The sequence below is a fragment of the Basfia succiniciproducens genome (genome assembly GCF_011455875.1).
GTDB classification, from domain to species: Bacteria; Pseudomonadota; Gammaproteobacteria; order Enterobacterales; family Pasteurellaceae; genus Basfia; species Basfia succiniciproducens.
Window position 1 is genome coordinate 1,098,362 of record NZ_CP015031.1, and the last position, 24,947, is coordinate 1,123,308.

The 24,947-nt window shown below is 41.5% G+C and carries 21 protein-coding genes; 2 read left to right on the plus strand and 19 right to left on the minus strand.

Annotated features, from left to right (window positions below):
- Positions 1-48 precede the first annotated feature (48 nt).
- From A4G13_RS04890 to tviB, 18 genes are all read right to left on the minus strand, one after another.
- Positions 49-909 (minus strand): phosphoribosylaminoimidazolesuccinocarboxamide synthase, encoded by an 861-nt coding sequence (locus tag A4G13_RS04890; RefSeq protein WP_090654917.1) that lies wholly within the window; start codon positions 907-909, stop codon positions 49-51.
- A gap of 220 nt (positions 910-1,129) precedes the next feature.
- Complete coding sequence (locus tag A4G13_RS04895; RefSeq protein WP_090654914.1) at positions 1,130-2,026, minus strand: hypothetical protein; 897 nt, start codon at positions 2,024-2,026, stop codon at positions 1,130-1,132.
- 248 nt (positions 2,027-2,274) lie between these two features.
- Positions 2,275-4,386: a polysaccharide biosynthesis tyrosine autokinase gene (locus A4G13_RS04900; protein WP_090654912.1), complete on the minus strand. Its 2,112-nt coding sequence runs from the start codon at positions 4,384-4,386 to the stop codon at positions 2,275-2,277.
- Between the two features lie 168 nt (positions 4,387-4,554).
- Positions 4,555-5,721 (minus strand): polysaccharide export protein, encoded by a 1,167-nt coding sequence (locus A4G13_RS04905; protein ID WP_090655044.1) that lies wholly within the window; start codon positions 5,719-5,721, stop codon positions 4,555-4,557.
- 19 nt (positions 5,722-5,740) lie between these two features.
- On the minus strand, positions 5,741-7,666 hold the full coding sequence (locus tag A4G13_RS04910; RefSeq protein WP_011200661.1) for a polysaccharide biosynthesis protein: 1,926 nt from the start codon (positions 7,664-7,666) through the stop codon (positions 5,741-5,743).
- 14 nt (positions 7,667-7,680) lie between these two features.
- On the minus strand, positions 7,681-8,862 hold the full coding sequence (locus A4G13_RS04915) for a DegT/DnrJ/EryC1/StrS family aminotransferase (RefSeq protein WP_090654910.1): 1,182 nt from the start codon (positions 8,860-8,862) through the stop codon (positions 7,681-7,683).
- Between the two features lie 23 nt (positions 8,863-8,885).
- Positions 8,886-9,530 (minus strand): HAD family hydrolase, encoded by a 645-nt coding sequence (locus A4G13_RS04920; protein WP_041639849.1) that lies wholly within the window; start codon positions 9,528-9,530, stop codon positions 8,886-8,888.
- Positions 9,520-10,485: an ATP-grasp domain-containing protein gene (locus tag A4G13_RS04925; protein ID WP_090654907.1), complete on the minus strand. Its 966-nt coding sequence runs from the start codon at positions 10,483-10,485 to the stop codon at positions 9,520-9,522. The genes A4G13_RS04920 and A4G13_RS04925 overlap by 11 nt, the downstream gene beginning before the upstream one ends.
- Positions 10,482-11,081 carry a sugar transferase gene (locus tag A4G13_RS04930; protein ID WP_090654904.1) on the minus strand — a complete coding sequence of 200 codons (600 nt, stop codon included), beginning with the start codon at positions 11,079-11,081 and terminating at the stop codon, positions 10,482-10,484. Before A4G13_RS04930 ends, A4G13_RS04925 begins: the two co-directional genes overlap by 4 nt.
- Positions 11,078-12,004 carry an O-antigen ligase family protein gene (locus A4G13_RS04935; RefSeq protein WP_243739747.1) on the minus strand — a complete coding sequence of 309 codons (927 nt, stop codon included), beginning with the start codon at positions 12,002-12,004 and terminating at the stop codon, positions 11,078-11,080. Before A4G13_RS04935 ends, A4G13_RS04930 begins: the two co-directional genes overlap by 4 nt.
- A 361-nt stretch (positions 12,005-12,365) precedes the next feature.
- Positions 12,366-13,547 (minus strand): glycosyltransferase, encoded by a 1,182-nt coding sequence (locus A4G13_RS04940; RefSeq protein ID WP_090654899.1) that lies wholly within the window; start codon positions 13,545-13,547, stop codon positions 12,366-12,368.
- A complete protein-coding gene (locus tag A4G13_RS04945) occupies positions 13,537-14,844 on the minus strand; it encodes an oligosaccharide flippase family protein (RefSeq protein ID WP_090654896.1) in 1,308 nt (435 codons plus the stop codon). Before A4G13_RS04945 ends, A4G13_RS04940 begins: the two co-directional genes overlap by 11 nt.
- A 4-nt stretch (positions 14,845-14,848) precedes the next feature.
- Positions 14,849-16,006, minus strand: a complete 1,158-nt coding sequence (locus tag A4G13_RS04950; protein ID WP_090654894.1) for a glycosyltransferase — start codon at positions 16,004-16,006, stop codon at positions 14,849-14,851.
- Complete coding sequence (locus A4G13_RS04955; RefSeq protein WP_090654891.1) at positions 16,006-17,109, minus strand: glycosyltransferase; 1,104 nt, start codon at positions 17,107-17,109, stop codon at positions 16,006-16,008. The genes A4G13_RS04950 and A4G13_RS04955 overlap by 1 nt, the downstream gene beginning before the upstream one ends.
- A gap of 13 nt (positions 17,110-17,122) precedes the next feature.
- Complete coding sequence (locus A4G13_RS04960; protein ID WP_090654888.1) at positions 17,123-18,199, minus strand: DegT/DnrJ/EryC1/StrS family aminotransferase; 1,077 nt, start codon at positions 18,197-18,199, stop codon at positions 17,123-17,125.
- A gap of 13 nt (positions 18,200-18,212) precedes the next feature.
- Positions 18,213-18,788: an acyltransferase gene (locus A4G13_RS04965; protein WP_090654885.1), complete on the minus strand. Its 576-nt coding sequence runs from the start codon at positions 18,786-18,788 to the stop codon at positions 18,213-18,215.
- A 191-nt stretch (positions 18,789-18,979) separates the two neighbouring features.
- Entirely contained in the window at positions 18,980-19,930 is a 951-nt protein-coding gene (locus A4G13_RS04970; RefSeq protein ID WP_011200673.1) for a Gfo/Idh/MocA family oxidoreductase, read from the minus strand.
- 19 nt (positions 19,931-19,949) lie between these two features.
- Positions 19,950-21,245 carry a Vi polysaccharide biosynthesis UDP-N-acetylglucosamine C-6 dehydrogenase TviB gene (tviB, locus tag A4G13_RS04975; RefSeq protein WP_090654882.1) on the minus strand — a complete coding sequence of 432 codons (1,296 nt, stop codon included), beginning with the start codon at positions 21,243-21,245 and terminating at the stop codon, positions 19,950-19,952.
- A gap of 586 nt (positions 21,246-21,831) precedes the next feature.
- On the opposite strand from tviB, the gene prfC reads away from it, so the two are divergent.
- Entirely contained in the window at positions 21,832-23,421 is a 1,590-nt protein-coding gene (gene prfC / locus A4G13_RS04980) for a peptide chain release factor 3 (protein WP_090654880.1), read from the plus strand.
- A gap of 248 nt (positions 23,422-23,669) precedes the next feature.
- Positions 23,670-24,380, plus strand: a complete 711-nt coding sequence (gene arcA / locus A4G13_RS04985; protein ID WP_011200677.1) for a two-component system response regulator ArcA — start codon at positions 23,670-23,672, stop codon at positions 24,378-24,380.
- A gap of 84 nt (positions 24,381-24,464) precedes the next feature.
- Here the strand turns inward: arcA and smpB are convergent, their stop codons facing one another.
- Positions 24,465-24,947 (minus strand): SsrA-binding protein SmpB, encoded by a 483-nt coding sequence (gene smpB / locus A4G13_RS04990; RefSeq protein ID WP_041639856.1) that lies wholly within the window; start codon positions 24,945-24,947, stop codon positions 24,465-24,467.

A 24,947-nucleotide genomic window follows, 5' to 3' on the forward strand; every position in this document is an offset into this window, starting at 1 on the left:
ATAATAAAATTGCGGTCAATTTTATACCAATTTTGACCGCACTTCTCATTATTTAGTTAATAAATCCAATGCTTCTTGATATTTATCAACAGTTTTTTGGATCACATCAGCGGGCACTTTCGGGGCTGGCGGTTGTTTGTTCCAACCGTTTTGTTCCAACCAATCGCGCACAAACTGCTTATCAAACGACGGCGGATTTGTACCTTCCCGATAGGTATCCACCGACCAGAAACGGCTGGAGTCCGGCGTTAATACTTCGTCCATTAAGGTTAAAGTGCCGTTTTCATCCAAGCCGAATTCAAATTTTGTATCGCAAATAATAATGCCTTTGGTCAAAGCATAAGCCGCTGCTTCCTTGTAAAGGGCAATGGCGGCATCACGCACTTGTGCCGCCAGTTCTTTGCCGATTTGACGTTCACATTCCGCATAACTGATATTAATATCGTGGTCACCTACTTCTTCTTTGCTTGACGGCGTAAAAATAGGTTCCGGTAATTTACTGGCCTCCACTAAACCTTGAGGTAATTGCAAACCGCAGATAGTGCCGGTTTGCTTGTAATCTTTTAAGCCTGAACCCGTGAGATAACCGCGCACAATAGATTCGATCTTGATTGGTTTCAGACGTTTTACCACTACCGCCCGGTTTTTAACTAAATCCGCCTCTTCTCTTGGTAATACATCATACACCGTATCGCCGGTAAAATGGTTAGGCATAATATGCGCTAATTTTTTGAACCAGAAATTTGAAATTTGGGTTAAAATTTCTCCTTTGCGAGGAATCGGGTCCTCTAAAATCACATCAAATGCCGATAAGCGGTCACTTGCTACCATGAGCATACGTTTATCGTCAATTTCGTAAAGATCACGCACTTTACCCGAATAGATTTTTTTTAGACTTAATTCTGCCATTGTGTTTGCCCTTTTAATAAGTGGAAAATGTTGTTTCGCAAATTATAGCTCAATATGCAAACGTTTGCATATTGATTTTTGTCCGCATTTTTTCAGTAAATTCACAGCAGATAAAAGTGCGGTCGAATTTTGTGTATTTTTATCGTGTTGCATAAAAAAACAGTCGTTTCTGTTATTGTAAGACAATAAAAAACGACTGTTTTATACTTGCCGGCAGACATTATTTTTTCTTTTTGCCTTCGACTTTAATATCTTTATCATGAGCCCGGATAAAGGCTTTGGTTTCCGCCATTATCGCCTGCACGCGTGGGTCTTCCCAGCGTACGATCTTATCGTTTTCATCCCGTTTATCCGACCAAATCATCACACCGTCCGTATATTTATAGGTAATTTCCAACATTTCACGCCAGGTTTTCGGATCGATAAATTGCTTGAAATATCCGCTTTTTTTAGCCGAATAATATTGCGGCCAAATATAACCGATAATTTTTTTATTCGGATAGCGTTTTTTAATTTCCTGTACGGTGTGGATAACGTCTTTTTCCCAAGTCGCTATGTCCGGATTCACAATATACAGTACGGGATTGGCATAATCCGCAATCGCGCCGGATTTGTTACGACGTTTATTGAACTCCTTCCATTTATCAAGGGAAACCTGATAAGGCACATCGCCGCGATAGAATCGGATAACGCTCAAAGTTTCCGTCGGCAAACCGTAATTGCTGATAATGGCGTTAGGATTCTCATTTTTAAAAATATTGAACATCAGCTCAAAATCACGCTTTAATTCTTCCGGCGACAATAATTGGCCGCCTTTATTACCAAACCAGGATTCAATATCCGTAGAAATGACGGTATATCCTTCCCGATGTGAACGACGGGCCAATTCTATAACTTTTTCCAGATTTAATACGCCGTGTTTTCGTTTGCCGGTCGGATCAGGCTTCACCAATTCGGATTCATAAATCAACATGGCTCGCGAAATTTTATCCGCTGTCAGATCCTGCGGTTTGCCCACGTAATCCATCATGTCATAAATAGCAAAATCTTTTGCCGACAGGGTAAACGTCGCCGACATTATGCTCAATGCTACAACCCATTTTACTAATTTTTGCATAAAATTTTCCTTTTTTCTTTTTGCCTTAAATAGTCCCGCATTTATTTGTCTGAGTTTAAAGCGAAAATCCGGATGTACTGATTTAACGGTATGTAAACGGAATAAAAACTATAATGAATAATCCTAATAAAACTGTTAAAAAGTGCGGTCGAAAATTCAAAATTTTCTAAGCGCTCAGCAAACAGGTTAAATTCTCACTTATCATGTGATAAAAATGCCGTTTGAAAAAATTCAAACGGCATTCAAAATTAAGCGTATTCGTTCTGGAAATAATCGCCCTTGTTTACGGCTCGAGGTTTGACACCGTTTAACACAAACCCTTTAATCTCCACACCGGCATTATCGAAACGTTCCCGGCTGGCTTCGATTTCACTCACCGACGTTTGCTCGAAACGTCCGATTAACAAGGTAATGTCCGCATGCTGCCCCACAATCGCGGCATCCGTAACACTGAGAATCGGCGGCGCCGTAACAAGTACCGTATCGTAATGTTGTGCCGCCCAGTCCAGTAACTGTTTACAACGCGATACGGATAATAATTCCGAAGGCGCATCGGATCGGCTTCCGCAAGTAATCAAATCAAAACGGCTATCCAAATGCCGTACACCTTGCTCAAAAGGTATATTTTGTGCCAGCAGCTCGGATAAACCCATATTATTTTCTACTCCCAGTATATGGTGTAAATGGCTATTGCGCAGATCAGCATCAATTAATAATACTTTTTTATCCGCTTTAGCCAGTAAATCGGCAAGATTGGCTGTGATGAAATGTCTGCCGACGCCGGTTGAAACGCCGGAAAGCAGCACGATCCGTTTATTAGATTCGGCTAACATAAAGTTTAGCCCGGTTCTCAAACTTCTCAGGCTTTCCAGTGAGAAATCATCGGCATAGCGATCCGACAATAACCCCTCGCCTATCCGGTTTCCGCCTTTGCTGCGGGATAAAGCCGATTGTTTCTTGGAAAACGGTACGCTTGCATAAGTCACTAATCCGGTTTCCGAAACTTCGGATACGGTGAGAATTCCGTTTTGCAAGATCGATTTCAAAATTACACCGCCGCTTCCCAGAAGAAAACCGACAATTGCCGTCAGCACCAGAATAATCAGCTTACGCGGAGCCACCGGTTTAGGCAAGGTTTGCGCTTCATCCAAAATACGCACGTTTCCGACCGCACCCGCCTTGACCACATCCAGTTCCTGAATTTTGTTGGATAATTGCGTGTAGATTTGTTGGTCAACCTCAAAATTACGGGTCAAACGAACCGTATCTTTTTGCGTTTCAGGTAAAGATTCAAGTTGTTTGGTTAAACGCGCTTTCTCATCCAGCAACACCTGACGTTGTTCCAATAAGGCCACATAATTAGGGTGACGTTTGGTGAAACGCTGGGATATTTCGCTTTCTCTGATGGTTAATGCGTTTAAATTTGAATCTAATTGCACCAACGTATCCAATACGGATTTAGCTTCCAGCTCTAAATCAACGGACGCTTTCTTTTGGCGGTATTCGTTTAACTCATTCTCGGATTTGGTTAATCTGTCACGCACTTCCGGCAGGCGTTTTTGTAAGAAAGACAAACTATTACTTGCTTCCGCCGAGTTACGCGCCGTACTGTGTTCTAAATAACTTTGCGTGATACTGTGCAAAACCTTTTGAATATATTCAGGATCTTCGCCTTTGAAAGTTAATTCAATAACACCGGTTTGTTTGCCTTTCTCATCCGCTGTAACGGCTTTTTGCAAAGCCTCCACCAATTCAAGTACATCGGATTTTTCCATTTTTTTCAGACTGAAACGTTTTTCGGATGAGCCTTTCAGTTGGCTAACAAGGATTTCAATATCCTGGTTATCATATTTTTCGCCGACTACGCCGTTTAACACGAGCTGTTTCTGCTCATCCAAAACGGAATATTCATTTTCATTGGAACCGATAACTAAAGTGTACTCTTGTGCATCTTCCCGTTTTGGCACAAAGCGGGCAACCGTAATTTCCGGTTTGTCGCCCATCAGTTTTTCCACCGCCTTACTGAAAAAAGGAATAGGATAAACCGGTGAAACTTCCGTTGTCAGATTCAAATCCTCTACGGCTTTTGACACAATCGCTCTGGATTTAATCACAGCGATCTCGGTACCCGCGGTAGATTCCTGTTCGAAAATACTGGAGAGTCCTTGTAAAGCACCACCTGTGTATTTTTCTTCTACCTGAACGGACGATGTCGCCATATAAATTGAAGGTGCCAACAATGAATAAACCAGTCCCAGCCCCGCACACAGTAAAGTAGAAAGAAGAATGATTCGTTTCTGATCCCAAAATAAACCTAACAGTTTCGTCAGGTCGATGACATCATTTTGTTTTTTACTCATTATAATAAAACCCTCAGTTCAGCTTTTAGCACTTAAAATTTGCAATACCTGAAGAAAAACCTTCATCGGATAAATAGTTTTCAATGAAGGTTCTCCCAGGAGGAGAACCTCAGATATTTTCCTTTATGACAAATAAACTTCATCAATATTTATATATTTACTTTTTTATTAAGGCCATGTTCTGATTCGTAATACGCCTTCGGTTAAATCGTTAAATCCGCTGATAGTCGGTACCACTTGTGAGATCACGCGGTTCCAGCGGGAAACCGGTGCTGTCGTAACATATACGACGTCATGCGGTTGCAAGTAGAATTCCGTACCTAAAATATATGCCGTCGGATTCGTTACGTCTAACTGATAGATATTGGCGACTTTTTCAATTTTCTCACCATTATTATCCTGAACAAACTCTTGTTTTCCGCGTTGACCGCGAATTACGAAAATACCCGTCGCATCGGATGACAATTTGTCGATACCGCCGCTGGCACTCAAGGCTTCCGTTAAGGTCATACCGTTACGCCCGATAGTAAGAAGCTGCGATTGGACCACTTCGCCCACCACAAAAATCTTCATGGTATCGTTGCGCGGTATATGCACAATATCACCGCTTTTCAGCAGTCGGTTTTGAGTCAAGTCACCGCGTTGGATTAGCGCTTCCACCGAAATCACTTCATCCCGTCCGTTTCTGGTCAGCGTCACATTATGCCAGTTAGCATTATCCGCTAATCCGCCCGCCTTATTAATTGCATCTAACAATGTCAAAGGCACATTTGTGATAAATTGTTGACCCGGCGATTTTACCTCACCCGTTACATAAGCTTTTTGTGATTGGAACGATGCTACATTTACTTCAACCTGCGGCTCCGCAATATAACTGGATAACGCTTTAGTTAAACGACCGCGGATCTGATCTACGGTTAGTCCCGCGACTTTGATATTGCCGGCATAAGGATAGAACATTGTACCGTTCGCATGAACCTGGTTCCCCGCTTCCGCCGACGAACGATAAGAACCTGCCGGTGTAGTTAATTCCGGATGATCCCATACGGTAACATTCAAAACGTCACCGACACCGACACGGTACTGATAATTTTTCAGTTCGTTATCCAAACTTAAATTAGACTGTGCCGATGCATTAACCGGAGTTAAGGTTTTTAATAATTGAGGTGTGATGAGATAAGCATCGATAGCCTTGGCTAAATCAACATTTTTCCCTACAACCTGCGCAGGTCTCTGCGAGATAGGCGATTTATGACTATCCGGCAAAAACACGGAACAGGATGATAGAGACAATCCCAGTCCGGTTAATAATAAAGATTTAATTAATTTATTCATATTTAATCTGTAATAAAAGTTAATCATCCGAATGCTGTTTAGTCCAAACAACATCCGCAAGCTCACTGACAGGGTGATAACCTGTCGGTGCATTTAATAATAAACGGCGAACCTGTTCGCAATCATTATTATCACAAGCTTCTTCAAGTTGTCTTATCAACTCTCTCAGTTTATCCGGCGGTAAGTAATCTTCTTTCGCCGTCATAATCCGTTCGTGGTATGTCTGTTCAACGTTATCATCGCCGATTAATAACTCTTCATAAAGTTTTTCTCCGGGTCTTAAGCCGGTAAAACGAATCTCAATATCACCGTTCGGATTGTCTCCGTCTTTTATGGTTAATCCCGAAAGTTTGATCAGATTTCTAGCCAAATCAACGATTTTAACGGGTTCGCCCATATCAAGAATGAACACGTCACCGCCTTTAGCCATAGCGCCCGCCTGTATCACCAGCTGAGCCGCTTCGGGTATCGTCATAAAGTAACGAATAATTCTCTTATCCGTTACGGTTATCGGTCCGCCCTGCGCAATTTGTTTTTTGAACAACGGAATAACCGAACCCGACGATCCCAATACATTACCAAAACGCACCATAGAAAATAAAGTATGATGCGCACTTCCCTGTTCTTGGGCAAGCGCTTGCAGACAAAGTTCAGCAATACGCTTGGTGGTTCCCATCACATTGGTCGGTCTTACCGCCTTATCGGTAGAAATTAAAACAAAGGAATCCACATTAGCTTCGATCGCGGCTTTCGCCGTATTGTAAGTACCGAATATATTATTCTGCACCCCTTCAACTACATTATATTCAACCATTGGTACATGCTTGTAAGCCGCCGCATGATATAACGTCTCAACATTGAACGCTTTCATGATTTCAACCAAACGCTGCTTGTTTTGTACATTACCAAGCAATGGCAGAATTTCCATTTCGACCAGAGATTCTTTACGAATAATACCTCTCAAATCCTGTTCTATGGCATAAAGCGCATATTCCGAAATTTCAAACAATAACAGAGTTTTAGGCTGGTTACGGATAATTTGTCGGCACAATTCGGAACCGATGGAACCGCCCGCGCCAGTGACCATTACAACTTTGCCCTGAATATTCTTGCTGAACAATTCCGGCACCGGATCTACAGGTTCGCGCCCCAGTAAATCCACAATATCCACTTCTTTAATATCCGAAATATTGATTTGCCCGTCTACCAGTTTAGTAAGACTCGGCAATTCCATAATCCGGCGATGAGATTGAGACAAAAATTCCACAATTTCATTTTTTCTGGCTCGGCTAATGGAAGGTAACGCAATTAAAATCTCGTCGATTTCATAACGTTCAAGAGCATCTAATGCCGCCTTTGCAGAATAGATTTTTAAGCCGCCGACCCGTCTGTTTCTCAGATTTTTATCGTCATCAATAAAAAATAACGGTAAATGTTCGTCAGATCTCAGCAAGGTTTGAACCACTTGTTGCCCGCCGATACCCGCACCATAAATAGCAATGCGTTTGCTGGTCACCCGAGGATTTAAAATATATCTTACGGTTAAGCGAATCGCACTACGGCTGAGCCAAATCCATAAAAACATCATAAACCCGAACATGATGGCAACTGATGCGGGGACAAATATATCTGTAAAATGTCCTAACAATAATAATCCAATCACCGTCATGACCGATGCAATTAATAATCTGACAATCAGCGTTTCATTAAATGTCCGGATAACAAAATGGTACACACTGCACACAAAAAGACAGGCTACCGCAAATAATGAAATCCAAAACTCACCTAAATAGAAGTTTGGCACTATTTCGGCAGAAAGATCTAATAACCGCAAGGCATAACACATCCATAACAAGACCGGAAAAACAAAGAAATCCAGCAACATAAGGCCGCAGAGTTTTATCCATCTTGATGCAATTACCAGACTTGCAATAAAAGACTTCATAATAATTCACTATCCTATTTGTTTTCCGATAAAGCATGAATAACCTGAGTTATCGCCGCACAGGTTTTAACCAGGCTGTCCTCGCTAAGGGTCGGATGAACTAAAAACATTAAACTGGTTTCACCCAGCGATTTTGCATTTTGTAACGGTTTTGCCGGACGCCAAGGCGTATTATCAAAAGCTTTTTCCAAGTAAACTTCAGAACAGGAACCGCTGTAACAAGGCACACCTTGCTCATTAATAACCTGCATAATACGGTCTCTCGACCAACCTTCTGGCAATGCCTGCGGGTTAACCTGTACATAGCATTTATATGCCGCATGTACGTAATCCTGATTTGGTCTGTACACAGAAAAATACGGGCTGCCATCAAAAGCATTCAGAATACGTTCCATATTGTTAATACGTTTTGCAGTCCAATCCGCCATGCGGGTTAACTGAATTCGTCCGATTACCGCCTGAACCTCCATCATCCGCCAGTTAGTGCCGAATGAATTATGCAGCCAGCGGAAACCCGGCGGATGTTGTTTGTTGTATACTGTGTCAAAATCTTTGCCATGGTCTTTATAGGACCACATTTTATTCCACAAATCTTTATCGTTTGTAGTGACCATGCCGCCTTCACCGCCTGTCGTCATAATCTTATCCTGACAGAATGACCAGGCCGCAATATGCCCGATGGAACCAGCCGATTTACCTTTATACATTGCGCCGTGCGCTTGTGCACAATCTTCAATCACATAGATACCTTTTTCTTTTGCTAAATCCATAATCGGATCCATATCACACATCCAACCGGCTAAATGCACACAGATAATCGCTTTGGTATTCGGCGTTAATACGGCTTCAATGGTTCGACGGGAAATTACCTGAGAATCCAATTCCACATCCGCAAATACCGGATTAGCACCGGCGGTAACTATTGAACTGGCGGATGCCAAAAAGGTGCGTGAGGTTACAATCACGTCGTCACCGGCACCGATATTTAATGCGTTTAAGGCAAGATCCAGCGCCACCGTGCCGTTGGTTAATGAAACGGCATATTTTGTCCCCACATAAGCGGCAAATTCTTTTTCGAATTCGCGGCATTCGGTCCCCGTCCAATAATTAACCCGATTTGATAAAATCACGCGGGAAACCGCATCGGCCTCTTCCTGCGTGAACGACGGCCAAGGTTCGAAAGCAGTATTTAACATAATAAACCTCTTAATATATAAAGTTAAAAATCTAAAAACGTCGGTAATTCCGACCAATCCGACATATAAAAGTGCGGTCGAAATTCTTCAAGAATTTCAAAATCCTGTCTGTGGATATTGGTGCCGCGATCCTTTAAACAAATAGTCTTCCAGCCTAATTTATTCGGCGTTACAAAATCTTTTTTAGGGTTGTCTCCTATATAAATATAATCCCGGCAGTGAAGCGCATCCTGAACCAGTCGGTAGTTATTTAAACTAGGTTTCTCACTACCTACTTCTTCCGAAATCACGATAAAATCCAGCAAGGGCTCAATTCCTAATGCTTTCACTTTATTTCGTTGCGTCACGGAGCGCCCGTCCGTAATTAAAGCAAACCGGAAATCCTCTTTAAGCCGATTCAGCTGATCCGCCACATGGGGAAAAAGCCTAATCTGCGGAACATGAAACCTGTACCAGTCCAGTAAAGTTGACAAATCAACATCATATTGCTCAACCAAGTACTGAAAAGCGTTTTCACCGCGATGATACAATTCGACCAGCCTGTTAAATAACGTTTCACTCCGTTCCGGTGCCAAACGAGACGCAATATGCTTATAGGCGGAATACAAAAAATCAATTTCCGCATAAAGCGTATCATCCAAATCTAAAACCAACGCTTTATTTTTCATAATGATGAGCCAGTACTTCCGCGTCATACCGCAACATTAATAAATCCGCTTCCCAGTCTTCGAACGCCGGAATCGGCTGATTAAACAAATATTCCTGAATCAACCAACGGGGATAATTGGCTCCCGCCAGATAACTCAACGGATAACCGCCGCCGAACCTAGGGTTAATTTCAATACCAAGAATTTCAGCGGTGGATTCCTTATAAAATACTTGGATTGTTAAGCAACCGCGCGCCCCCGGTAAACGGGACAATTTTTCCGATAATTGCGCCACGATGGCATTTTTTCTGGTCACACCTTTGTTAATTTCCCCCGCTCTGACAAAAATTCTCTTTCTCGGTACCGCACTTTTCAGTTCGGAATTTTTATCAAAATAACAATCCACGGTATATTCGTCGTATTCCGCCGGCGAAATATATTGCATAAACATTAATTCGGGATTTTCCAATTGCTCCGGTGAAATATCTTCCGGTTTCTCCGCCACAAAAATTCCTTTACTTAAACTACCGTTGTAAGGCTTCACAAAAACAGGATATTCAAATTGACCTTTTTCAAACTGCTTCGGTACCGCAATATTATGTTCAATAAACAGTTGATTGGTTAATCGTTTGTCGCGACATTTTCTGACAAACTCTGTATCACTAACGGAAATAAAAATACCTTTTTCTTTAAACCGTTGCAGATGTTCGCTTAAAATAAGCAATTCCGTATCAATAGTCGGAATAATCAATTTCACGTTATTTTCTTCACAGATTTTAAGTAAGGTCGGAATATACTCCGCATCAGTGACCCGGGGTACAGGAAAATGTCCGTCGGCCACATAACAAGCCGGCGCCAACTCGGGATTTAAATCTACGGTTAACACTTTTCCGTCACTTACTAACTGCAATAATTCCTTTTTAAACGCCTGAACGAGAGAAACACGTTGTCCGGCCGATGTAACAAGAATATTCATGATTTTTTATTCCCTTCAAATTTAGGCATGGTGGCATCATCTGCCGCATTAATATCGTCTTTTGCGATCACTTTTTGGATGGTCTTTGCGATAATTTTCAAATCCAGCCACAAGGATTGATGTTCAACATACCAGGCATCCAATTCAAATTTCTGCTCCCAACTGATGGCATTGCGACCGTTTACCTGTGCATAACCGGTAATTCCGGGTTTCACTTCATGGCGCTTAGCCTGTCTTTCGTTATACAGCGGCAAATATTCCATCAGTAGAGGACGCGGCCCCACCAGACTCATATCACCTTTTAATACATTCCAAAGTTCCGGCAACTCGTCCAGACTGGTAGCGCGCAACATTTTGCCGAAAGGTGTTAAGCGCTCCGCATCCGGCAAAATATTACCGTTTTCATCTGCGCCGTTTTTCATTGTTCTGAACTTAATCATCTCAAAGGGTTTACCATGCAATCCGGGGCGGGTTTGTTTAAATAACACCGGTGATCCCAAATTTTGTTTTACCTTATAAGCCACAAACAAATACAAGGGCGAAAACAAAATCAATGCTATCAATGCGACAACAATATCGAAAAGGCGTTTTATCATGAAAATCTCCTACGACCGACCAATTTGGGGCTGACAAAAGTGCCGTTTTTCACCAGAACCGTATAAACTAAAACCAGGAAAAGCGGATACCAGACTAACGGCAGTCTTAATATGGAAGACGGCACCCAAACGATCCAACAAAAATTAATAAAAATAAATAAAATAAATATACGTTCTTTCCACGCCAACAATTGGGTATTCATCACATAGATAATTGAATTTAATAAAAAATATATAAATGCCAAAAATGCAAAAATGCCAAATGCCAAATAAAGTTCTATAAAGAAGCTATGCGGATTAGTGTAACCCAAAGGGAAACTTAACTTTATTTGATCGAAATACTGAATGTAGTCCCGCGGTCCATAACCCAACCATAAAATTTTAAAATTATCTAAAAATGTCGTATAAATTTCCGTCCGGTAACCTACGGACTTATCATCGCCCATAGAAAATATTACCAATGAAAAACGTTCAATCGGACGCTCCAGCCAATCAATTTTGGCGAGCAGAATAAACACTTCCTGTAACCAAGAAAGATTAAATATAAATAATGCGATCACGCAGGCGAAAAACAGATATACCGCCTTAAAATAAGTAGATGCGTTTAAAAACAAGATCAGCATCAACATAATCAAATAGCTCAGTAATACCGAACGGGAGGCACTGATCACAATAGCTAACCCCATAATAAAAATAAGGGCATAGCCGATTAACTTAATTTTCCAGTTGTTTTCTCTGATGATGTAAAAAAATCCCACCACCACCGCAAGAGAAATCATAATTACGGACTGGTCATTGGTATTAAAGAAGAACCCCTTAAACGCCTTATCAGTTACGGTTAATTCTTCATTACCCGAGACCAACTGGAACCCCAATAAAGCCTCAATAAAAAAGCCCGCCAGCACAATTAATGATATTCCCAACAAAAGGTGCCTAATCCCTGCTTCTCCATCACCCCGGTTAAACGTCAAAAAAGAATAATGAAATAAAAACATCACAATTCCGAAGAAAAATAAATCAACTAATTTTTCTGTAGAAAACGCATTTAATACCGATAAAAAGCCGAAGAAAAACAACACGTACACCGGAAACTGTAATTTAAAAAAATCAGTTTCCATATCCCTTAAAAAAGGGGTTATTACCGCTAAGAAAAAGAACAAAAAACACAACGCACTATCTAACCTCGGCACTCCTATTTGTGTCGATAGTGCGGGAGAAAGTATCACCAGTCCTAAAGCAAAGAGTAATAGCAACTTAAAAATGCTGATAACATTAATATTCATATCAAATAATATTTTTGATTAATTTCTCAATTTCTTTATAAGAACGCTCACGCAGAAACTTCGCTTTTGCCAGCGATAAATTCACTTGCGACATTTTGTCTAAAACCGTTCTGTCTTCGGCCAATTTATTCAACGTCTCAGCCAACTCCCGATAATCTCCCGCCGTATATTGAATTCCACCGCCTTTCGCCAGTAGTTTTTCCACTTCAGGATGTTTCTGACAGCTTACAATCGGTAATGCGCAACAGATATAATCGGATAATTTATTGGTGATACTGCCTTCCGATGAGGCCTTAATGGCATTTAACGCTACATCGGAATCCGCCAGCATCCGCATTGCCTCACTGTAAGGGTGGACACCTAAGAATTTCACATGCCCGCCTAATTGGCGATTCAACGCCTGCAAAGAAGCCTCATGAGGCCCCGTACCAATAAACCGGATTTCCACATTCTCGCTACATAACGGTGCGGATCTGACTACCGTTTCTAAATCATAACTGCCCGCCATGGTACCTAAATAAGTAGCCGTCAATTTATCGGTAACTTTTTTATCCGTCGATTTAGTAAATAAAAAATCTCCGCCGATATAGACCGCACTTTTTAGCTCATCCGGCAAATGATTCACATCCGCTCGGTTTAAGTAGGTATCCGAAACCGCTACTAAGGCATCCGCATAGCCGTATGTTTTATTGGCGTAGCGGGTGATTGGTTTCATCAACATCTTACCTATTGAGGTAGAAAAAAACGCAATAGGTCCGGAAATCGCTTCCGGCCACACATCCTGCACATCAATAATTAATTTAAAATTCTTACTTTGCTTATACTTACCTAAAATATAATTTGTTTTAATTAAGGGATAAGCGGAATAAACCAAATCAATTTTTCTGCGGTAATTTTTTAAAAAATCTTCAAAATTACGGCAGAACCGATGATGGCTGATTAAGCGTTGAATACTGACATTTTTACGATAACCCGGCTCATCCAGCAAAACCACATTAACATTATCCAGTACCGGCGTCTGTTCGCGGTGTTTCTTTAAGAAATGGCAATATTTACTTGTCAGCAATGTTACATCAAATTCCGCCGATAATAATTTGGCTAGATAAATAAATCGGTTCATGCCCATTTCATCGGGGAAAGTAACATAAGGTGCAACAATCAAAATATGTTTTTTATCTTGCATTTCTTAATCCTTTTATAAAATTAATTACCGTGCCGAAATCCGATATTCTCGGAATAATATGTAAAAAGGCCCGGCTTTGCGTCACCTGATTGAAAGCAATTAAACGCAACACCAAATCCATACTATAAGCAATGGAGGTGGCAACAGAAGCACCGATTAATCCCCATAACGGGACAAGGCATAAACTGAGTGCCGTATTAATCCCAAATACCCAGTAAGAATTCTTCAGGTTTAATTCGGCAAAACCCCGGGCCGCAAGATCGTTGGCTAAAATTCTTGAAGGCGTCCAAGCCAAAATTCCAGGTAGTAACAACAATATTACGTATACCGCTTTATCATATTCCACGCCAAATAAAATTCTGACGACAATAGAAGACAAACAAGCAAATGCGATACCAATAATCAGTGTCACAATGAATGTTAGTCTGGCACTGTCTAGAGTAAGTTTTGCCACTTCTTTCTCATCGCCACCCTCGCCTAATTTATTGGACAAACGGGGAAGCAATACCGTACTTACCGCCTGTGAAGGAAGCCATAATTTTTCCGCCAGTTGCATCCCGACCGAATAAATACCGACAATCACCGGCGTGGTGAAATAACCCAAAATCAATAATGAAGAACGATAATTCAATAAAGTAATAATGTTACTCAAATGAGATTTCAGACCGTAACCGATAAAGTCGGAAAAAAAACGTTTTAAGGAACAAGTTTCTACTTTTATAAGCTTCAATATAATTCCGAGTAAAATAAAAAAACTGATCCAGTGGCTTAAAACATAAGCGGTTAAAATTGAGCTGACATTATCCGATAACAATATCGCCACCATTGAAACCACAAAAATTACCAGCGGTTGGGCGACACAAACGATATTGAACCATTTAAAATTCTGCACCGCCTGAATTAAAGACGGTAATACTGTAAAAAATGTCTGAGGCAATAAAGAAGCCAAGGCTAAATACAATAAATTCACCGGCATTTCATTAAAAAAATACTGCCCGAAATAATAAACCACAACGCCTAATATCAAACTGGTCAATACCGACAAGCCGGATAAAAAAATCAGGTTTGCATATAACGCTTGATTCTCATTAATCATTTTTCGTCCGATTGCATAGATATTAATGCTTTGCAGTCCGAAAGTAATAATTTGAGAAAACAATGTAGGCAGTAATATGGCTAACGTATATTGCCCCATCTGTCCGGTTCCCAAACCTCTGGCAATAACAATTAGAGTAATAACCTGCAGAATACCTACTAAAATCTGTCTGACAAAAACCGTCGATATTAATCTGACCATAATGTTACGTTTTATCTAAAATATCCTGATAAATGGCTGTCAACCTGTTTACAAACGGCTTTTCGGAATAAGTATCAATACATCGGCGCCGAATTTGTTGGTTATCAAATTTTTCCTGATTGGCAAGAAATTCTAAAATACCTTTCGCCAGTTCTTTTTCATCGCCCGTTTTGACAAACAAACCGTCACCTTCCGTTAAAATGGATTCCGGTCCGCCGCATAATGTGGATACTACCGGCGTACCTTGCGATAAAGCTTCGATAACTACCACACCAAACGTCTCAATATAACTGGAAAGCACAAAACACAGACTTTCCTTCATTAATTGACAAACTTCCTGCCGAGAAAGTGCGCCTAATAAACTGACATTATTTTCCAATTTCAGACTTTTAATTAACGCTTCCAGTTTTGCCCGTTCGGGACCGTCACCGCCAATCATGAGTTTTAATTGCGGATATTCCTCAACAACTTTGGCGAAAGCCTTAATTAATACATCAAATCCTTTTTTCGCATATAAAAACGCGACGGCGCATAACTGATATTTCCGTACCGATGAATCCACCGGACTTTCAACAAACAAATCATCCAACAGATTAGGAAAAACCGTCCATTCTTTGCCGTTTAATTTTTGCTTTAACAGATCCGCTAAGCTTTTGCTTACCGCCAATAACTTACTTGCGGAAGCTTCGGACCGTTTTAAATGATCCCATTCCCAGTCTTTAACTAATCCTCGTCCGAAAACAGAGCTATGTTCGGTGACACAATAAGGAATCCGGTATTTTCTATGAATTTCCAGCGCCAAAGGCCCCGCATGCAGCAAACTGTGTACATGCAGAATATCCGGCATACCCTGCTCTTTTACATAACTTTCGAATAATGCCAATCCGGCTTTCACCCAGCGTTTTAAATCCAGGTAAGGAACCTTAGGAAACCAAAACACACCGTGTCGGAAATAGGTATTAATATCGCCGTCCCGCCAAAATTCCTGGTCGTAACGCCCTAAAACCGCGTTTTTTCCCAACCGTAACGATCTGAACTGCGGTGCAATCACACCGACTTTAACGCCTGCGTTGGCAAGTACGTAAGCCTGTTCCCTGAAAAAAGAACCGTTCAAATCATCTTTATGTAAAGGATACCAAGACGGCAAGATTAGAACATGCATTACAATTCCTTATATAACTTCAGTAATTTTTGAGCATACCGTTTAGGATCGCATTCCCGAATGATCAGGTCGTAAGCATTATTTACATAAGATTCGGTTGTCGCTTTATTATCGATGGTCCAACAAACCGCTTCCGCCATTGCCGGAATATTTCGGGGTTCAATCAAATGCCCGGTACTACCGTTTATCACGATCTCTTCGATTCCCGCCGCTCTGAATGCACAAACCGGTACTTTCATGATCATGGCTTCTACGATGGAATTGGATAAGCCCGCACCGCTATCGCCGTCAACCACTAACGGGCTGACAAATACGTCCACCCCATCCATAAAAGTACTCACATCCGACACATTACCTACAAACTTCACCTGTTGATCAATTCCTAAATCCGCTGAGATCTTTTCTAAGGTTGCACGATGCGGACCGTCACCGCCGATAACAAATTGAAATTGACGTTCGGGATATTGGGTCAAGCAATATTTCGCTAAATCCAAAAACAGTTCGACACTGCGACCTTCCCGCAAGGCGGACAAAGTACCAATCACAAACTGCCGTTTATCCAGAGATTTCATCGGTTTAACGGTAGGTGTTAAGCGATAGGCATTGTAAATATATGAAGTTTGCGTTTCCGGATAACCGTAACGAATCAACTTTTGTTGTTCAAGCTTACAATTTCCAAGCCCTCTTACACCCATTTTGGCAAAAAACGGAACAACTTTTTGATAAGTTTCGTGATCCAATCCGCGTGAGGTCCAAAAGATTTTTACCTGCTTATTTTTAAAAAACTTCTTCGCCAACCAGATAAACAATAACGGGCGTGCCATTTGAGCATGAATCACATCAATTTGATTATCATTCACCGTTTTCACCAGTTGGCAAACATAGTTGAGTAATTTCAACGGATTTTTAGTATGACAATCCGCATTAATCTGACGAATGCCTAATTTATTGATGCGATCAAAAAGCGGCCCTGTCTTGCCGAAAACCGTCACGGACTCCGTCAACGGATTTAATTCCGTGGCGGCAATCAATGTGGCGATTTCCGTTCCGCCGATGTGTCCCATATCGCTCACCAACAATACGCGTAACTTAGCCTGACTCATTAATAAAATAATCCTATACTAAACTTTGAACGATTTTTTGCTGTTCTTCCGGCGTAAGATAGGGATGCATAGGCAAACTCATCACGCGTTCGGCAATCAAATCCCCCACCGGTAAATGAATACGGCTATCCGCCACTGCCGGCTGTTTGTTTAACGGGATTGGGTAATGAACTGCGGTCGGAATTCCTAAAGTTTTCAATTTTTCCTGTACATCGGCACGATTATCCACTTGAATGGTGTACTGAGCCCAAGCGCTTTGGTTATGCGCTTCAATAAACGGAGTCGTATTAACGCCCGCCTGATTAAACAGTCGAGTATAGTTTTCAGCTACTCTTTGGCGCGCGGCAATTTCATCATCCAGAATCGCTAATTTCGGTAACAGAATCGCCGCCTGTAAGGTATCCAATCGGCTGTTTACCCCCACCCGAATATGATGATAGCGGCGATCCTGACCGTGTCTCGCCACCTGACGAATCACATTGGCCAACTCATCATCATTAGTAAAAATTGCGCCGCCGTCGCCATAACAACCTAAAGGCTTGCTTGGAAAGAAGCTGGTACAGGAAATAGTGGTTAGATTACAACTTTTACGGTTTTTATAGCTCGCGCCGAAACTTTGCGCGGCATCTTCAATAACCGGTAAATTGTATTTTTTCGCCACGGCGTTTACCGCATCAAAATCCGCACATTGCCCGTATAAACTGACGGGAATAATAGCTTTGGTACGCGGTGTGATTGCGGCCTCTAATTTCTCCGCATCAATATTATAGGTTTTTGGATCCACATCCACATAAACGGGTTTAGCACCTAATAAAGCGACGGTTTCCGCCGTAGCGATATAAGTAAATCCCGGGGTAATCACTTCATCACCGGCACCGATACCCAATGCCATTTGCGCAATTTGCAATGCATCCGTGCCGTTGGCGCAAGTAATGCAATATTTTGCACCGACGTAAGCGGCCAGTTTTTCTTCCAATTCCGCAACTTCCGGCCCTAAAATATATTTGCCGTGTGCCAATACTTTCTGAATACCCGCGTCAATTTGCGCTTTAATTCTTTGCTGTTGAGCCTTTAAATCAATAAATTCCATCTTTCTATCCTGCTTATAATTTCTTCAACTCATGACCTTCCAGTCGGTAAATAGCACCCGTATGCGGACATTTAGTTTCCGCCTGACCGGACAAAGGCAAATCCAATTGTTCGCCGTATTCGCTCATCCAGCCGATTTGTTTGGCGGGGACCCCTACCATTAAGGCGTAATCGGGCACATCACGATTAATCACAGCACCCGCCCCCACAAAAGCATAGGCACCGACGGTAACGCCGCAAACGATAGTGGAATTGGCGCCAAGGGTCGCTCCTTTTTTGACAAGGGTATCTTTATATTCGCTTTTGCGTTCGATTAGCGAACGCGGGTTATACACATTGGTGAAAACCATGCTCGGGCCGCAAAAAACCCCTTCTTCCAGGTATACGTTATCGTACACGGAGACGTTATTCTGAACTTTGCAGTGATCACCGATACGCACTTTATTGCCGACAAACACATTCTGCCCCAAAGACACACCTTTGCCGATTTTTGCGCCGCCGCAAATATGGGCGAAATGCCAAACTCTTGAACCTTCGCCGATTTCGGCGCCTTCATCAATAATTGCCGACGGATGTTGATAATAGGTCATAATGTTGGTTTCCTGCTGTTAAGTAATCGTATGGTTTTTTACTCGATATAAATTTGCTACTAATATGCAATCCTCGAATGGGCTATGTATAAATCATTGGTCAAAAAACAAATAAAAAACTTCGTTTTTTGTGACCGCACTTTTATATAGCCCAAACTCGAATTGCAATTGAGCTTACACTCAATCCTGTTTTATTTATTTAATACTTTGGCTAAAAACGGATGCGGATTTGCCGGATTTTCAATAATCGGTGCATGGCGAATCACTTCCACCGTTTCAATGGCCGTACGGTTTTCTTCCAACCCGTAACCCTTTCCTTCCAGAATGCGTTGATAACTTTGGGTATGTAAATCGGTAAAACCACCGGAGAATTCCAGTTCTTCGTTCTCAATAGTAATACTGCGATAAGTTAATTTTTCGCCTTGTACCGCATTTTCCGGTAAGTTATTGGCATCAATAGACAAGAACCAGCGTACACGTGCGCGTTTGTATTCCAGATAACCGGAAACGGTCTTTTCATCGCGATAATGCACTTCGTTTTTCACTACATCGCCAAAAATGAAATGCAACATGTCATAAAAATGCACACCGATATTAGTAGCCACACCGCCGGATTTTTGATCTACACCCTTCCAGGATTTCAAATACCATTTACCCCGTGAGGTTAAATAAGTTAAATCCACATCAAACACTTTATCCGCAGGTGCCGCTTCCACTTTGTCACGCAATGCAATAATCGACGGATGCAGACGCAACTGTAAAATAGAATTCACCTTGGCGCCGTATTTTTGCTCGTATTCGGACAACATATTCAAATCCGTCGAATTCAGTACTAAAGGTTTTTCACAGATCACATTAATGCCGTTTTTCAAAGCGAATTTCATATGCGGCGCATGCAGATAATTCGGAGAACAGATCGCCACATAATCCAGTTTTTCGCCTTTTAATTTTTGATCTTCCACAAAGGCTTCAAACTGTTCGAACTCGGTAAAAAATTCGGCGTCCGGGAAATGACTGTCCATAATGCCGACGGAATCGTTTACATCCATTGCGACAACCAAAGTATTGCCCGTATCTTTGATTGCTCTCAAATGACGTGGAGCGATGTAGCCGCCCGCTCCGATTAGTGCAAATTTTTTCATAATTTAGTCTCTATTAATTTTATAAACGGAAAACAGTAATGCCTTGTTGAGCTAAAGCATCGCGATCAAACAGACTTTTCACATCAGCCAGTACCGGTTTTGACGTACGCAGATACGAACGCAATGTTTCGGCACTTAAGTCGCGGAATTCCTTATGTCCGACGGCAACAATCAGGGCATCGACAGGATTATTTTCATCAACTGAGGATAAATCCAAGCCATATTCATGTTTCACTTCCTGAGCGTCAGCCCAAGGATCGGCAACCACGACTTCAACGCCCCAGTTCTTCAATTCCGTGACCACATCAACAACCTTGCTGTTACGGATATCCGGGCAGTTTTCTTTAAAGGTCACGCCTAAAATACCGACTTTAGCATGTGCAACATCAATATTATTATTGAGCATAAGCTTAATAGTTTCCTGCGCGACATATTGCGACATATTGTCGTTAATACGACGACCGGCAAGAATAACCTGCGGGTTATAACCCACTTCTTCCGCCTTATGGGTTAAATAATATGGATCCACGCCGATACAGTGCCCGCCGACCAAGCCCGGACGGAACGGTAAAAAGTTCCATTTACTGCCGGCAGCCTCGAGTACGTCCAGCGTATCAATACCGACACGTTCAAAAATAATTGATAGTTCATTCACCAAAGCGATATTTAAATCACGTTGAGTATTCTCAATGACTTTCGCCGCTTCCGCCACTTTAATGCTTGAAGCTTTATGGGTACCAGCTTCAATAATACTAGCGTACATTTGATCAACAATATCCGCCACTTCAGGCGTACTACCGCTGGTGATTTTTTTAATTTTAGTCAAAGTATTGACTTTATCGCCCGGGTTAATCCGCTCCGGGCTGTAACCCGCAAAAAAATCTTGATTGAATTTCAAACCGGAAACTTTTTCCAGAACAGGAATACAGACTTCTTCGGTAGCGCCGGGATAAACCGTGGATTCATATACCACAATATCGCCTTGTTTCAGCACTTTGCCGATAGATTCACTGGCTTTTTGCAGAGGCGTTAAATCCGGACGATTCACATCGTCGATAGGTGTCGGAACGGTGACAATAAAGAAATTACATTGTTTAAGCTGTTCCAGATCAGAAGTGAAAGAAAGATGAGTCGCCGACTTAAGGGCTTCCGACGATACTTCCAAAGTACGGTCTTTGCCCTCTGACAGTTCTTTCACCCTATTCGGGCTGATATCAAAACCGACAGTAAATCGATGTTTACCGAACTCTACCGCAAGCGGTAAACCGACATAGCCAAGACCAATAACGCCAACTTTATAGCTATTTAAATTCATAAAAATATACCCCATATTTTTTTCAAAAATTAAAAAATGGTTTAAATAAAAAAATCAAATAAAAAAATTCAATTTATCAAAAATCAGTACAATCTTAAGACTTACCTCGGTTCAAAATAGTTCATATCTTTACACTTATTTGCCTACATTTGACCGACTTTTTAAATAGTCACCGTCATCAAAATACGCTATCAAGTAAACATAACATATTGATACTAAAGATATATTAAATAAAAGGCCATGAATCCATAGCCTTCCACCCGATTTATATTTAACGAATAACAGTATTTAGCGGGTATAGCAACGCAATTTGAATAACTATTCGATTCTTTACATAATCTGACAGTAAAATACAAAAAAAATGTACGAATAAGGATAATTCTCATTTTGATTTATGATAAAAATTATGCAAAAAAACGCATTTTTTATTGCTCAATATAAAAAATACTCGTCTGATTTTATGGGGACTGATCACTTTTATTCGGACGGGTTGCACAAAACGGATTTACTCTTGCGTCAAGGCTTAAAATAACCGACAATATGCGGTTTAGATTTCAATCTTATAAACAAGCAAAACAAAAGAAATATGTCTTTAAACGATTACCCACAACAAGTTAATAAACGTCGTACTTTCGCGATTATTTCCCACCCCGATGCAGGCAAAACGACCATCACGGAAAAAGTACTTTTATACGGAAATGCCATTCAAACCGCAGGTTCAGTAAAAGGCAAAGGTTCCCAAGCCCATGCCAAATCCGACTGGATGGAAATGGAAAAACAACGCGGTATATCCATCACTACCTCCGTTATGCAATTCCCTTATAACGACTGCTTGGTCAATTTGCTGGATACCCCGGGACATGAAGATTTCTCGGAAGATACTTACCGCACTTTAACCGCCGTTGACAGCTGCTTAATGGTGATCGATGCGGCGAAAGGGGTTGAAGAGCGAACCATTAAATTGATGGAAGTTACCCGCCTGCGCGACACGCCGATTCTGACCTTTATGAACAAACTTGACCGCGATATCCGTGATCCTATGGAATTATTGGATGAAGTGGAAAGCGTGTTAAAAATCCATTGCGCGCCGATCACATGGCCTATCGGTTGCGGAAAATTATTTAAAGGCGTTTACCATCTTTATAAAGACGAAACCTATTTATACCAAACCGGGCAAGGCTCAACCATTCAGGAAGTAAAAATTGTCAAAGGACTGAATAACCCGGAATTAGATAACGCCGTCGGTGACGACTTGGCGCAACAATTACGTGATGAGCTTGAATTAGTGAAGGGTGCGTCTAATGAATTTGATCATGAGCTGTTTATCGGCGGCGAGTTAACACCTGTCTTTTTCGGTACGGCATTGGGTAACTTCGGAGTGGATCATTTCTTAGACGGATTAACCGAATGGGCGCCGAAACCGCAACCGCGTCAGGCGGATACTCGAATCGTAGAAAGTTCGGAAGAAAAACTGACCGGCTTTGTATTCAAAATTCAGGCAAATATGGATCCGAAACACCGTGACCGCGTTGCCTTTATGCGTGTAGTTTCCGGCAAATATGAAAAAGGCATGAGACTTAAACATGTGCGTATCGGTAAAGATGTGGTGATTTCCGACGCCCTAACCTTTATGGCGGGTGACCGAGCTCATGCGGAAGAAGCTTATGCAGGCGATATTATCGGTTTGCATAACCACGGTACGATTCAAATCGGCGATACTTTCACGCAAGGCGAGGAGCTTAAATTCACCGGTATTCCAAACTTCGCACCGGAATTATTCCGCCGTATTCGATTAAAAGATCCGTTGAAACAAAAACAACTGCTAAAAGGCTTGCTACAACTTTCCGAAGAAGGTGCGGTGCAGGTTTTCCGCCCGATGATGAATAACGATCTGATCGTAGGCGCGGTTGGTGTGTTGCAATTTGATGTGGTGGTTTCGCGACTGAAAACCGAATACAACGTAGAAGCCATTTACGAAAACGTAAATGTGGCAACCGCTCGTTGGGTTGAATGCGCCGATTCGAAGAAGTTCGAAGAATTTAAACGCAAAAACGAGCAAAATCTTGCTTTAGACGGTGGTGATAATTTGACTTATATTGCACCGACTATGGTAAATCTGAATCTTGCCCAAGAGCGCTACCCTGATGTCACTTTCTTTAAGACAAGGGAACATTAATTAGGGGTTATAAGATAAAGTGCGGTCAAAATTTTGAAAATTTTGACCGCACTTTGCTTTTATCGGCTATACGGAAATAAATGTGAAGAAAATAATTGATAAACTATTATGATGTAGATCATAAAACACGAATCTATCTATAAAATAAATAAATTTTCTATTGTTGCAAGATTGTTGCAATTATAGAATTAGCACCGATTATTATAAAAAATACAATAACTAATTTTTATTATTTAAGGATATATATTATGCTTTCTCCACAAATTTTAATTGTTGAAGACGAAACGGTGACCAGAAATACCCTAAAAAGTATTTTTGAAGCTGAAGGGTACGAAGTATTTGAGGCTACTGACGGCAATCAAATGCATCAAATTATCGAAACGCAAGAAATCAACCTTGTGGTTATGGACATCAACCTTCCCGGCAAGAACGGTTTAATGCTTGCGCGCGAACTTCGAGAGAAGACCAATACGGCACTCATGTTCTTGACCGGTCGTGATAACGAAGTAGACAAAATTCTGGGTTTAGAAATCGGTGCCGATGACTATATTACTAAACCCTTCAACCCGCGAGAGCTGGCTATTCGTGCCCGCAATCTATTGCATCGCACAATGGCGGAAAATGAAAAAAACAGTAATACGCATGTTGATGCCTACCGTTTTAACGGCTGGACATTGGATATTAACAAAAGAGCGTTAATTGATCCGGAATCCGTTGAATACAAACTTCCGCGCAGCGAATTCCGTGCGATGCTGCATTTCTGCGAAAATCCCGGAAAAATTCAAACCCGCGAGGATTTATTGAAAAAAATGACCGGCCGGGAATTAAAACCGCAAGATCGTACGGTTGACGTCACCATTCGCCGTATCCGTAAACATTTTGAAGATCATCCGGATACACCGGAAATTATCGCCACGATCCATGGTGAGGGCTATCGTTTCTGCGGTGAAATCGAATAATATAGTTTAAGGGCGCCATATTCGGCGCCCTTATTTTTTAGCTAACACATAAGAAAGGAGGATTCATATCTTCCTTGATTAAAACTAGCCACGATTGGCATTTTTCATAATACGTTCTTTTTGCATTTTCCATTCGCGATCTTTAATATCATTACGTTTATCATGTTGTTGCTTACCTTTTGCCAAACCGATTTTAATTTTGGCCCAAGCGTTTTTCCAATAAAGCGATAATGCCACAATAGTATAACCGTCACGATTTGCCTTGCCAAACAACGAAGCCAATTCCCGCTGATTTAACAATAACTTACGAGTACGGGTCGGGTCACAAACAACATGAGTGGACGCCACCGTTAACGGCTGGATAGTGGCACCGAATAAATAAGCTTCACCGTCTCTGAAAATAATATAACTATCGCTGATATTAGCTTTACCCGCCCGCATGGATTTTACTTCCCAACCTTGTAGAGAAAGCCCTGCCTCTAATTCCTCTTCAATAAAATAATCATGTCTTGCGCGTTTATTGAGGGCAATGGTATTGGAACCCGGTTTTACTTTTTTCTTTGTCAT

Coding starts and splice junctions, on each gene's coding strand:
- A4G13_RS04890 (WP_090654917.1), bottom strand. CDS start 909: ATGGCAGAATTAAGTCTAAAAAAAATCTATTCGGGTAAAGTGCGTGAT.
- A4G13_RS04895 (WP_090654914.1), bottom strand. CDS start 2,026: ATGCAAAAATTAGTAAAATGGGTTGTAGCATTGAGCATAATGTCGGCG.
- A4G13_RS04900 (WP_090654912.1), bottom strand. CDS start 4,386: ATGAGTAAAAAACAAAATGATGTCATCGACCTGACGAAACTGTTAGGT.
- A4G13_RS04905 (WP_090655044.1), bottom strand. CDS start 5,721: ATGAATAAATTAATTAAATCTTTATTATTAACCGGACTGGGATTGTCT.
- A4G13_RS04910 (WP_011200661.1), bottom strand. CDS start 7,666: ATGAAGTCTTTTATTGCAAGTCTGGTAATTGCATCAAGATGGATAAAA.
- A4G13_RS04915 (WP_090654910.1), bottom strand. CDS start 8,862: ATGTTAAATACTGCTTTCGAACCTTGGCCGTCGTTCACGCAGGAAGAG.
- A4G13_RS04920 (WP_041639849.1), bottom strand. CDS start 9,530: ATGAAAAATAAAGCGTTGGTTTTAGATTTGGATGATACGCTTTATGCG.
- A4G13_RS04925 (WP_090654907.1), bottom strand. CDS start 10,485: ATGAATATTCTTGTTACATCGGCCGGACAACGTGTTTCTCTCGTTCAG.
- A4G13_RS04930 (WP_090654904.1), bottom strand. CDS start 11,081: ATGATAAAACGCCTTTTCGATATTGTTGTCGCATTGATAGCATTGATT.
- A4G13_RS04940 (WP_090654899.1), bottom strand. CDS start 13,547: ATGCAAGATAAAAAACATATTTTGATTGTTGCACCTTATGTTACTTTC.
- A4G13_RS04945 (WP_090654896.1), bottom strand. CDS start 14,844: ATGGTCAGATTAATATCGACGGTTTTTGTCAGACAGATTTTAGTAGGT.
- A4G13_RS04950 (WP_090654894.1), bottom strand. CDS start 16,006: ATGCATGTTCTAATCTTGCCGTCTTGGTATCCTTTACATAAAGATGAT.
- A4G13_RS04955 (WP_090654891.1), bottom strand. CDS start 17,109: ATGAGTCAGGCTAAGTTACGCGTATTGTTGGTGAGCGATATGGGACAC.
- A4G13_RS04960 (WP_090654888.1), bottom strand. CDS start 18,199: ATGGAATTTATTGATTTAAAGGCTCAACAGCAAAGAATTAAAGCGCAA.
- A4G13_RS04965 (WP_090654885.1), bottom strand. CDS start 18,788: ATGACCTATTATCAACATCCGTCGGCAATTATTGATGAAGGCGCCGAA.
- A4G13_RS04970 (WP_011200673.1), bottom strand. CDS start 19,930: ATGAAAAAATTTGCACTAATCGGAGCGGGCGGCTACATCGCTCCACGT.
- tviB (WP_090654882.1), bottom strand. CDS start 21,245: ATGAATTTAAATAGCTATAAAGTTGGCGTTATTGGTCTTGGCTATGTC.
- prfC (WP_090654880.1), top strand. CDS start 21,832: ATGTCTTTAAACGATTACCCACAACAAGTTAATAAACGTCGTACTTTC.
- arcA (WP_011200677.1), top strand. CDS start 23,670: ATGCTTTCTCCACAAATTTTAATTGTTGAAGACGAAACGGTGACCAGA.
- smpB (WP_041639856.1), bottom strand. CDS start 24,947: ATGACAAAGAAAAAAGTAAAACCGGGTTCCAATACCATTGCCCTCAAT.